Raw genomic sequence first — 11,633 nt, forward strand, 5'->3', positions numbered from 1 at the left:
CCAGGGCTGCGATGGCGAAAATATCGCCGCGTGTTCTCCGGCCACCCGGCCACCCGGCCGCCGGCGGACGGCCGACCGCGTCAACCGGTATCCGTCGGGCATGCCCCTAGACCTCGTACGGCTGGACGACCACGAAATGGCCCTGGAAACCCATGAACTGCAGGGCCAGGGACTCGCCGCTGCTGCCGGAGTAGATCTGCCGGGAGATACGCACCTGGGTCGACACGCTCACCCGCATCCCGGACGTCCAGGCGACCAGGGCGTTCATGTCGGCGAACGTCGGCCCGGCGACGTTCAGCGTCATCGGCGTCCCCTTGGTCATCACCACGATCGTCCCTTGCCCGGACACCTCGAAGTGGAAGAAGCCACCGCCGGGGATACCGGGACTCTCGATACGTCTGACCTCGGTGCGCAGGGAGCTGTCGAACGCCAGGATGTTCCTCGCGTTGATGCACAGCGACTGGCCGTTGAGCTCGACGATGTGCAGGTCGCTGGCGTCCTGGGCGAGAAAGACCTCGCCGCGGCCCTTGCAGGTCATGAGTTTCAGGCCCTGGCCGGTGAGCTTGTTCTCTATCAGCCCGCGTAGGCCGGAGCTTTTGTAGTCGAAGTCGATGTCGCCCTGGTAGGCGACCATCGACCCGCGCAGGGCGAGGACCTCCGGCCCCTGACCGAGGGTGGCCCGGACCAGCTTGCCGTTCTGCTGCGTCCAGCGGCCGGCCGCGGGGACCTCCCGATAGGGGTTCAGGCTGTTCATCGCGCCCGGCGCCACCGGCTGGATCTGGGACGGCAGAACCTCGGTCGGCCCGAACCCACCGGGTGCCGGCTGGCCGTATCCGGGCACCTGCTGGGGCGGGACGCCGCCGGCGCCCCCGGGCGGGCCGTACCCGGCGGCGGGCTGGGCGTGGCCCGGTGCCGGCTGCCCGTAACCCGGCCCGGCCGCCGCCGGCTGGCCGTAACCCGGCTGGGCCGGCGGCGGTGGCCCGACCGGCTGGGCATGCGCCGGCGGCGGGGCCGGCGGGACGTGCGGCGGGGCCGGCGCGGGCGCCGGTTTGGCGTAGTTCGCGGCGGGCGCCCCGAATCCGGGAGCGGGCGGGGGCGGGGGCGGGACCGCGGGCGGGGGCGCCGCCTGGGTGCGGGTGGCACCGGCCGGCGGGCCGAACCCGCTGGGCGCGGCCGGCGCGGCCGGCGGCGGTGACGGCGTGTCCTCCACCTCGCCGCCGAAGGAGCTGATCAGCTCGGCGAGCCCGCCGGCGAAGCCCTGCCCGACCGCGGCGACCCGCCAGACACCCTTCCGGTACAGATCGCCGATGATGATGGCGCGCTCACTGGTGAAGTCCGCTCCGGTGAAGGCATAGCGCAGGACCTCGGCACCGCCGACGACGATCCGGAGGTAGCCGGCGGAAAGCTGGGACGCCGAGCCCGCACCGTCGATCGCCGCACAGAACGACAGCTTGTGGATGCTCGCCGGCACCTTGTCCAGCGTCACCCGGAACGACTGGGTGTCACCGGCCTGCTCGCCCAGAAGCTGGATCGACCCCTCCGGGGAGGCCGGCTGGTTGAAGAAGACGAAGTAGTTCTCGTCGGAGAGCCGGTCGTTCGCGTCCAGGCCGAAGCAGGAGACGTCCCAGGCGATACCGGGCGCGGTCAGCGCGATCCCGACGTAGAGGTCGGTGCCCGGGGTGACCGCGGACAGCTGGCTCTTCTGTCCTCGGTTGAACTGTTGGACCACCGCGCTCCCCTTCAGCGTTGACCCGTCACGTCGGTCTGCCCCGACACCGGGCGCCCGGGACGGGCGCGGACCCGCACGAAACCGGACTGCCCGGGTGCTCGCTTCGCCGGAGGCGTCTAGAAAACTAGCAGCCCGGCCAGGATCTCTTCGATGGCCCACGGCGGTCCGGGCTCTGTCAGCCGGCGGACACCGCGAGCCGCCGACCTGCGCTTCGGGCACCTGGCCGACGCCACGGGCACCGTCGGCGTGCGCGTCCCACGACCATCCGGACGGCAAGCGGCCCTGCCCAGCGCCACCGGGGTGGCTGCCGGCGTGACCAGGTCGCGGACTGACGCCCGACGGCGTTCACTGGAGTCATGCGGTATGTCGACGGAGTAACGACAAAGAAGAAGATCTCCGTGATCGGGCTGGGGACCTGGCAGTTCGGTTCCCGGGAGTGGGGCTACGGCGCGGCCTACGCCGGCAGCGAGGCACCGGCGATCGTCCGGCGTGCGCTCGAGCTCGGGGTGACTCTCTTCGACACGGCCGAGCTGTACGGCTTCGGGCGCAGCGAGCGGATTCTCGGCTCCGCGCTGAAGGACGCCGGCGCGCTCGAGACGTCCTTCATCGCCACGAAGCTGTTCCCGGCGGTACCGGTCGCGCCGGTCGTCGAGCAGCGCGCGGTGGCCAGCGCCAACCGGCTCGGCGTCCGGCAGATCGATCTCTACCAGATACACCAGCCCCACCCCGTGCTGCGCGACACCAGCGCCATGCGCGGCATGGCGGCGCTGCAACGGGTCGGTCTCGTCGACGCGGTCGGCGTCAGCAACTACCCGCTGGAGCGCTGGCAGGCGGCCGAGGAAGCGCTCGGTGCCCCGGTGCTGTCCAACCAGGTGCAGTTCAGCCTGCTGCACCCGCAGCCCGAGCGGGAGCTGGTGCCCCACGCGGTGAAGAACGACCGGCTGATCATCGCCTACAGCCCGCTCGCGATGGGCGTGCTCTCCGGCCGCTACACCCGGGAACGCCGCCCGACGTCGTTGGCGCGTACGTCGCATCCGCTGTTCCTGCCGGAGAACCTGGACGCGGCCCGGCCGGTGCTCAACGTCCTGCGTGACGTCGCCTCGGCGCACGACGCGAGCCCGGCGCAGATCGCGCTGGCCTGGGTGATCCGGCATCCGAACGTGGTGGCGATCCCCGGGGCCTCCAGCGTCGCCCAACTGGAGAGCAACGTCGCCGCCGCCGACATCGAGCTGACCGATGAGGAGTACGGCGCGCTGAAGAACGCCTCCGACGCGTTCACACCGACCGGTGGTGGGCGGGCCCGGGTCACCGCCATCCTGCGCAGCGGGCTGCGCCGGCGCTGACCGGCCGGCGCCGCTACCGCGTCGCGTCCGTCCCGGTCGCCTCGGCTGGGACGGACGCGGCAGCCCCGGCAGCCGCAGCGCGTGGCCGGTCGGGATCCCGGCCGGACGCGGTCTCCGCCAGCCGGGATCCTGCTGGCCGGGCGTGGCCCCGACCGGGCGGCTGGCCTGGTCGGCTGGCCTGGTTGGTTGGCTTGGTCGGCTGGCGCCGTGGTCAGTCGGGGCCCGGGGCGGACACGACGTGGAACGGCGGGCATACCGCCGAGGAGTGGTGCGCGGCAGCTTCCAGCGCGAGTTGTACGCGATCCTCCGGGCTGAGATGGCCGCTGCCGTGCAGGGAGCCCAGGGCGAACTCCTCACCGCAACCGACCGCGTCGTACAGGTCGATGCTGCGTCCGATCTGGAAGTCGGAGTCGATGCGGTACAGCCGGCCACGGATACCGGCCAGGAACACCCCGCCGGCCTCGGATCCCGACTCGGTGCGCGTGTAGCCGCCCTCGCGCAGACAGTCACGCACCGCGGAGATGAAGTCGGTGGCCATGAACCGGTCGACGTCCCATGTCTGGGGGGCGGGTGGGATCAGGCTGTACCTCAGGAGCTGCCCCATCCGGAACGACGACGTGAAACCCATGATGAACTCGCCGTTACGGAACACCTTGGTGTCAGCGCGGACGGTGATGGAGTAGCCGGCCACTCCGGCACTGTCACCACCGATGATCACCCTGCCGTCATGCTCAAGACCGACGATGCAGGTCACAAGAGGGCATCGTATCGCCTGGATGCAGGGTTATGTCCGACAAGTGCGCATGGACCGGGTCACCTCCACAAATCGATCCAGTCGGTCTCAGTACGCCACAAAATGAGTAGATTGCGATATCGGCAATACAGTCAGTTTCCGTCACGGCTGGTTCTCGTCACAGCCTGGTTCTCATCGCGGCTCGTGCTACGGCAACGGACCGGGCTGGACAGCGGGGACAACGGGGACAACGCCAACGCGGTGCGCCCCGGTGTAGACGTTCATGGAGTCACCGCGGACGAAGCCGATCAGCGTCATCCCGGCGTCCACGGCCAGCTCGACAGCCAGCGACGACGGCGCCGACACCGCGACCAGCGCCGGAATCCCGGCCAGCAGGGCCTTCTGGGTCAGCTCGAACGACGCCCGGCCGCTGACCACCAGCACCCGCCCGCGCAACGGCAGCGCGCCCTCGCGCGCCGCATGGCCGACAACCTTGTCCACCGCGTTGTGCCGGCCGACATCCTCCCGGACCACGAGCAGGTTCCCGGCGGCGTCGGCGATCCCGGCGGCGTGCAGCCCACCGGTGCTGGCGAAGACCTTCTGCGCGGCGCGCAGCCGCTCCGGCAGCGCCAGTACCACCTGCGGGCGCAGCACCAGCGGGTCGTCGTCGACGGTGAACCGGCCACGCAGCCGTACCCCTTCGATGCTGGCCTTCCCGCACAGCCCGCAGGAGCTGCTGGTGTAGAAGGCCCGTTGCAGGCTGGCGTCGGGCGGGGGAACCGTCGGGGCGAGGGTGATGTCCAGGACGTTGTAGGTCTGGTTGTAGGTCTGGACGTTGTACGTCTGGCTGTACGTCTGGTGGTGGGTCTGCCCGCCTGCCTCGTCGGTGCCGGCGCAGTAGCGCATGCCCAGCACGTCCGAGCCGGCGCCGATGATCCCCTCGCCGACGAGGAAGCCGAAGGCGAGGTCGACGTCGTGCCCGGGCGTCCGCATGGTGACGACGAACGACCGTCCCGCCACGCGCAGTTCCAACGGCTCCTCGCCGGCAATGCTGTCGGGGCGTGCCGTCCGCCCGCCGTCGGCGCGGATCCGCAGCACCTGCCGACGTACCGTCACCCGTCCCACGGCATCCACACTGCCGTACCCGGCCGGCGGCGGCCAGTGCGCCCCAACCGCGGTTACGACCCGTCCGCCATGTTGGGGTAAGGCTGTATGACGCGGGACGGTCGCGGGTCGCGCCAATCCTCGTGTGAGAGCGTAGGAGCGCCCGGCGACGATGTCCGGTATCGGTCGGGACGCGCGGCGCCGGCGCCGCGACGACGGGCATCACGGACACGGCACACGTAGCTACAGGCACGGCAGACATGACAAGGCATGTATGACAGGCATAACCGATATGAGGGGTGAGCCGGGCACGTGGGCATGAAGCGGATGATGGCGCGGCTCGGGGTAGGCAACGCCGACGTCGAAACGGTCCTGGACCGCCCCGAGGTCCTGCCCGGCGGTCTGGTCACCGGGACCGTGACCATCAAGGGCGGCAAGGTCGACCAGGAGGTCAACGAGATACGGGTCGCGCTCGAGGCCACCGTCGAGGTCGAGACCGACGACTCCACCTGGTACGAGAACGTCAGCTTCGGCACCCGCAGCATCGGCGGGAAGTTCACCATCGCCGCCAACCAGGAGACCAGCGGACGCTTCGAGCTGCCGGTTCCCTGGCAGACCCCCATCACCGACGTGGGTGGCTGGCACCTGCGCGGTATGAAAATCGGCGTGAAGACCACGGTGGACATTCCGGGCGCGATCGACCCCGGCGACCTCGACCCGGTGAGCGTGCGCCCGCTGCCCGTCCAGGAGGCGATCCTCGCCGCGCTCGGCGACCTCGGCTTCCGGTTCCACTCCGCGGACGTGGAGAAAGGCCGGCTGGCCGGCTCCGACCTGCCCTTCTACCAGGAGATCGAGCTGCACCCGGGCGGGGAGTACGCCCGTCGCATCAAGGAACTGGAAGTGACCTTCCTGGTCGACGCCGCGGGCGTGGACGTGGTGCTGGAGGCCGACCGGCGCGGCGGGCTGCTGCGCGCCGGCGGGGACGCGCTCAGCCGGCTGCGGGTCGGCCACCACGACACCGACCGGCATCACCTCTCCGGCCTGCTGCACGAGCAACTCCAGCATCTCGGCGCCCGCCGCGGCTGGTTCTAGGGTCTCCGGGACGTCTGCGCGGTGGCGTTCCCCTCGAGTACGCGGTGACGTCTCCGGTGCGCCGCCGGGAACCCGCCCGGGCGCGGCGAAGCGCACGGCTCCCGACCCGGACGCGGTTCGCGTTCCGTGAGGTACCGGCGGCCGATGCCGCCGATACCGCCGCCGAACCGTCCGCCCGCTGGTACGCCGCCGGCAGCGCCTGGTGCCGCGGGCGGGCCCGCCGGCAGGCCCGGCTGGCCGGCCGGCATCCGGTGTTCACCGCGATGCTGGCGGCGGCCGTCGTCGTCCGGCTGGCGGCGGTCGTCGGCTACGCACCCGCCCTGTGGTTCAACGACAGCTTCGAATACCTCGGGGTGGCGCTGCGGCCGGAGCCGTACGTGGTGCGGCCGTCGGGCTACAGCTTCTTCCTGATGCTGCTGGAACCGTTCCACAGCTTCCGGCTCGTCGTCGTCGTCCAGCACCTGCTGGGCCTGGCCGTCGCCGTCATGATCTACATGCTGCTGCGCCGGCACCGGACACCCGGCTGGCTGGCCGCCCTCGCCACCGGCCCGCAGCTCTTCGACGGATACCAGATCCAGATCGAGCACATGGTGATGGCCGAGACGCTGTTCACCGTCCTGGCGGTGGCGGCTGTGGTGGCCCTGCTGTGGTGGCGTCGGCCGACCACGGTCGCCGCCCTGGTCGCGGGCGGGCTGCTGGCGGGGGCATCCCTGACCCGCACGGTCGGCCTGCCGCTGGCGGTGGTGGCGGGCGGCTGGCTGCTGGCCCGCCGCCCGGGCTGGCGGCCGCTGCTCGCCTTCTGCCTGGCGCTGCTGATCCCACTGGGCTGCTACGGCGCCTGGTTCCAGGCGGTGCACGGGCGGGCCGGCATCGTCGGCAGCGACGGGGTCTTCCTCTATTCCCGGACGACGTCGTTCGTGGACTGTGCCCGCACGCACCCGCCGGCCGACCTGGCGGTCCTCTGCCCGCGGGAACCGCCTGAGGCGCGCCAGCCACCGTCGAACTACATCTGGCACGCCGGCACACCGTTGGACGGCGTTCCCGGCGAGGTTCTCAGCCCGGCCGGCGAGGTTCTCAGCCCGGCGGGCCAGGTTTTCAGCCCGGCGAAGGAATTGCTGGCCGGCAGGTTCGCCCGCCGGGCCATCGTGACCCAGCCGCTGGACTACGCCGGTATCGTGATAAAGGATTTCTCCCGGACGTTCGGGCCGCGGCTGACCGACTACCCCAATGCAGGCATGGTGCGTCCCTTCCTGTTCCACGTCCCACCCGACCCGGTCCCCGACCGGACGTACATTCCCGGTGGCAGCGCTTCCGAGGACGTCCGCGCCTACGAACACGGCGACGGCGCGCACCGTCTGCGCCAGCCGTTCGCCAGCTGGCTGGAGGGCTACCAGCTTCGGGTGGCCGTCCCCGGGCCGGCGCTGGGCCTGCTGCTGCTGGGCGCCGTCCTGGGCGCCGGATTGGCGGGCCGGTATCGTCCGCGCCTGCGCGCACCGCTGGTCCTGACCGCAGCCTTCGCGGTGACGCTGCTGCTCGTACCGCCGGCGACGGCCGGCTTCGACCACCGTTACGTCCTGCCCGCGCTCGCGTTCCTGGGAGCCGCGGCGGCGTTGGGCTGCCGGGTACTCGCCACCGGGATCGCCGGGCTGACGGCCAGCGACGGCAGGGCGGGCCCGTGCCATTAGTTGATCTTTCTCGGGTGGCCGCGGCGCTGCCCACCTACACGTTGGGCGCGGAACTCGGCAGCGGCGGGCACGGTCTGGTCCTCGCCGGGCACCACCAGGGCCTCGGCCGGGACGTGGCCATCAAGATCCTGCCCGCGACGGCGGACCCCGACCTACCCACCACCTTCGCCACCGAGGCACGGCTGCTGGCCGGGCTCGACCACCCGCACATCGTCCGGATCTACGACTATGTCGAGCGAGACGGCCTGTGCCTGCTCATCATGGAACTGCTCGCCGGGGGGACGCTGGCCCGCCGGCGCCGCACGCTGTCCGCCGAGGACGCCTGCGCGGTGGGGTTGGCCATCGCCGAGGCGCTGGAGTGCGCCCACGCCAGGAGCGTGCTGCACCGCGACATCAAGCCCGACAACGTGCTGTTCTCGGGCAACGGCCTGCTGAAGGTCACCGACTTCAGCATCGCGAAGATCTTCGATGCCACAACGGTCGCCACCAACACGATCGTCGGTACGCCGAGATACATGGCGCCCGAACAGCTGGGCGGCGGACGCCTGAGCCCGGCCACCGACCTGTACGCGCTCGGGATCATTCTCTACGAGATGCTCGCCGGCGCCCCGCCGTTCGGTCCGGACCTGTCCCTGCTGGCGCTGATCCGTCAGAAGGCCGACCGTCCCACACCGCCGCCCGCCGGCGTCCCCGAGCCCGTGGCCGCGACCCTCATGCGCGCTCTCGAGCGTGATCCGGCGCTACGGCATCCCAGCGCCCGGGCCTTCGCCCTCGATCTTGCCCGCGCCGCCGCCCTCGCGTACGGCCCACGCTGGACCAGCCGCTGCGAGATCGGCCTGCACGTCGCCGACGACGTCCGGGAGGCCGCGCGATACCCGGCCGGAGCGGGCGGGGCATCCGGGCTCGCCAGCAACCGGGCCGCCGCCGCGCCACCGGGCCAATCAACACCACCGGGCCGACCAACGCCTCCTCGGCCACCGGCCGGTCCGCCGGCCTCGGGCCGGCTGCCGGCGCCGGTGGCGGCGCCGGTGGGCATCGGCCGCGACATCAACCGGCAGGTCGCCCGGGATCTGGATGTCGGCCGACAGGCCGGCCGGGGGGAGGAGATCGGCCGGCAGGCCGACTGGGACGCCGACGTGACCGCGCGGCGTGTGCTCGAGCCCGTGCCGGCCGCCCCGCCGCCGGCGGTGATGGACGGCACCCGGCGCCGCCGGCGGCGTCGCCGGATCGTCGCCGTGGCCGCGGCCGTCCCGGTGGTCGCCAGCGTGGTCGCCGTTCTGCTGACCAGCCAGCCACCACGACCAGCAACGATCATAACGGTGGCCGGTACCGGCGTCGCCGGCTTCTCCGGCGACAACGGGCCGGCCACCGCGGCCGACCTGAGCAAGCCGGACGACCCGCTGGTGGACAACACCGGTGCCGTCTACTTCACCGACACCGGCAACAACCGCATCCGCCGCATCGGCGCCGACGGCATCATCACCACCGTCGCCGGCACCGGCACGTACGGCTTCTCCGGCGACAACGGGCCCGCCGCCCAGGCCCACTTCGCAACGCCCACGGACGTGGCCCGGGACCGGGCCGGCAACCTCTACATCGCCGACACCGACAACAACCGCATCCGCCGCATCAACGTCGTCGGAACCGTCACCACCGTCGCCGGCACCGGCACACCCGGCTACTCCGGCGACGGCGGACCGGCCACCGCGGCCCAACTGGCGAAACCGACCAGCGTGCTGGTGGACGCCGACGGCACCCTCTACATCGCCGACACCGGCAACCACCGCATCCGCCGCATCGGCACCAACGACGTCATCACCACCGTCGCCGGCAGCGGCACATCCGGCTACTCCGGCGACGGCGGACCGGCCACCGCCGCCCAGCTGGCCAGGCCCGGCGGCCTGGCGGCGGACACCGCCGGCAATCTCTACATCGCCGACAACGCCAACAACCGCATCCGCCGCGTCAGCTCCGACGGCGTCATCATCACCGTCGCCGGCAGCGGCACATCCGGCTACTCCGGCGACGGCGGACCGGCCACCGCGGCCCAACTGGCGAACCCGGGCAGTGTCGCGGTTACCGACGACGGGCGCGTCTACATCGCCGACACCGACAACAACCGGGTGCGCCGCGTCGACGCCGACGGCGTCATCACCACCGTCGCCGGCAGCGACGAGGCCGGCTACTCCGGCGATGGCGGGCCGGCCACCGCGGCCCGTCTGTGCGAACCCAACGGCCTGGGTCTGGACACCACCGAACGCCTCCTCTACATCACCGACAACTGCAACGACCGAATACGCCGGGTGATGGCGACCGGTTAGGCTGCCGGTTGCGGACGGCGCGGTCGCCATCCGCGACCATCTGTTCGGCACCTGATCCAGGCGCGTGTGTCGTCGGGCGCGCTTTCCGGCTCGACGGGTGTATCTGACGACGCACTCACCGTGATCGTCGCCGACAGCCGGCGGCAGTCTACCCAGAGCAGCGTTTATCCAGGTGGTCACTTACACAGACCGTCACCTCCAGGAAACATCGCCCATGTGACTACGCACAGCTACGTGACTCATGCCTCGGCATCTTGTCCCCGAGGGCGCTTCGCCGTGGGCGGCAGCCGTATTCTTCCGGAGCGTGTCCTCCCCCACTGGATTCGGCCCCGCCGGCCGGACCGCTGATTTCGTCCAGGTGCGCGACGGCGCGTTCCGGCTCGCCGGCAGACGCTTCCGCTTCTGCGGCACCAACAACTACTATCTGCACTACAAAAGCCAACGGATGACCGACAGCGTCCTGACCGACGCCGCCGCGCTCGGCCTGCGGGTGGTCCGCTGCTGGGGCTTCCTCGACGGAACTCCGGCGGACGGCGTGATACTGCAACCGGAGCCGTTCCGCTACGACGAGGACGGTTTCGAGCCGCTGGACCATGCCGTCTTCCGGGCCGGGCAACTGGGGCTGCGGCTGGTGATCGTCCTGACGAACAACTGGAACGACTTCGGGGGAATTCCCCGATACGCCACATGGTTCTCCGCCGAGCACGACGACTTCTTCCACCGCCACGCCATCAGGGAATGCTACCGGGCCTGGGTGACACACGTGATCAACCGGCGGAACCGGTATACCGGCGTGCCGTACAACCACGAACCGGCGGTGATGACCTGGGAGCTGGCGAACGAGCCCCGCTGCCCGTCCGACCCGTCCGGGGACACATTGGTCGCCTGGGCCGACGAAATGAGCAGATATGTCCGACAACTGGCCCTCCGCCAACTGGTCGCGGTCGGCGACGAAGGTTTCCACGGCCGTGCCGACACGGCCGACTACCCCGCATCCAACCAGGAGGGGGTGGTCTGGCACCGGCTCCTCAGGCTGCCCGGGATCGATTACGGAACATTTCACCTGCATCCCCAGCAGTGGGGCGAAAAATCGCCGGGATGGGGTGTCCGCTGGATTCACGACCACTTCCGGGAGGCCGCCGTGGCGGGTGTACCGGCGGTACTGGAGGAATTCTCCTGGCAGGACGACGGAATCGCCCGCGACACGGTCTACGCGGCCTGGACGGCCGCGGTCGAGGAGGCTGACGGTGACGGTGACCAGTTCTGGCTTCTCACCGGACGCAATGACGACGGTTCCCACTACCCCGACTACGACGGCCGTCGCGTGATCCACCCGTCGGCCACCGCCGCGCTTTTCGCCGGGCACGCCGGGCGGATGTCCCGTCCTGGCCGGGAGTTCCCGTCCCGGCCGGCGTAGAACTCACCATCCCGGAGCGGGACCCGGCCGGACCGGAAATCCGGCCGGACGGCGAGACCGTCACTGCCCGACTCAGGGCACGTCGGCCTGCTGAACGGCCTACCGCGGCCTGCAACGGCCTACGTCGCCCCAGGTCCGGGCCGGTCGGCCCAGGTCGGGGCCGGGCGTCAGCGCTGACAACGGAATCACCACAAGACACCACCGCCTAC

8 protein-coding genes are annotated in these 11,633 nt (G+C 71.2%); 5 read left to right on the forward strand and 3 right to left on the reverse strand.

The genetic code is table 11. The annotated features are described in order from the left end of the window. Nucleotides 1-106 precede the first annotated feature (106 nt). Complete coding sequence (locus FSYMDG_RS14665; RefSeq protein ID WP_013874186.1) at nt 107-1,729, reverse strand: TerD family protein; 1,623 nt, start codon at nt 1,727-1,729, stop codon at nt 107-109. 356 nt (nt 1,730-2,085) lie between these two features. On the opposite strand from FSYMDG_RS14665, the gene FSYMDG_RS14670 reads away from it, so the two are divergent. Further along, nucleotides 2,086-3,072 (forward strand): aldo/keto reductase, encoded by a 987-nt coding sequence (locus FSYMDG_RS14670; RefSeq protein ID WP_013874188.1) that lies wholly within the window; start codon nt 2,086-2,088, stop codon nt 3,070-3,072. Nucleotides 3,073-3,283: 211 nt separating this feature from the next. Here FSYMDG_RS14670 and FSYMDG_RS14675 read toward each other — a convergent pair whose 3' ends face one another. Both FSYMDG_RS14675 and fdhD read right to left on the reverse strand, forming a co-directional pair. After that, complete coding sequence (locus FSYMDG_RS14675; RefSeq protein ID WP_013874189.1) at nt 3,284-3,826, reverse strand: hypothetical protein; 543 nt, start codon at nt 3,824-3,826, stop codon at nt 3,284-3,286. A 186-nt stretch (nt 3,827-4,012) separates the two neighbouring features. Further along, on the reverse strand, nt 4,013-4,930 hold the full coding sequence (gene fdhD, locus FSYMDG_RS14680; protein WP_083828294.1) for a formate dehydrogenase accessory sulfurtransferase FdhD: 918 nt from the start codon (nt 4,928-4,930) through the stop codon (nt 4,013-4,015). 291 nt (nt 4,931-5,221) lie between these two features. On the opposite strand from fdhD, the gene FSYMDG_RS14685 reads away from it, so the two are divergent. From FSYMDG_RS14685 to FSYMDG_RS14700, 4 genes are all read left to right on the forward strand, one after another. Next, nucleotides 5,222-6,001 (forward strand): sporulation protein, encoded by a 780-nt coding sequence (locus FSYMDG_RS14685; protein WP_013874191.1) that lies wholly within the window; start codon nt 5,222-5,224, stop codon nt 5,999-6,001. 44 nt (nt 6,002-6,045) lie between these two features. Further along, on the forward strand, nt 6,046-7,686 hold the full coding sequence (locus FSYMDG_RS25345) for a hypothetical protein (protein ID WP_013874192.1): 1,641 nt from the start codon (nt 6,046-6,048) through the stop codon (nt 7,684-7,686). Next, entirely contained in the window at nt 7,677-10,007 is a 2,331-nt protein-coding gene (locus FSYMDG_RS14695; RefSeq protein ID WP_013874193.1) for a protein kinase domain-containing protein, read from the forward strand. Before FSYMDG_RS25345 ends, FSYMDG_RS14695 begins: the two co-directional genes overlap by 10 nt. Nucleotides 10,008-10,311: 304 nt before the next feature. Beyond that, entirely contained in the window at nt 10,312-11,424 is a 1,113-nt protein-coding gene (locus tag FSYMDG_RS14700) for a glycoside hydrolase 5 family protein (RefSeq protein ID WP_157491028.1), read from the forward strand. The last annotated feature ends 209 nt before the right edge of the window (nt 11,425-11,633 follow it).

It is taken from the genome of Candidatus Protofrankia datiscae (assembly GCF_000177615.2).
In the GTDB taxonomy this organism is placed as follows: domain Bacteria; phylum Actinomycetota; class Actinomycetes; order Frankiales; family Frankiaceae; genus Protofrankia; species Protofrankia coriariae.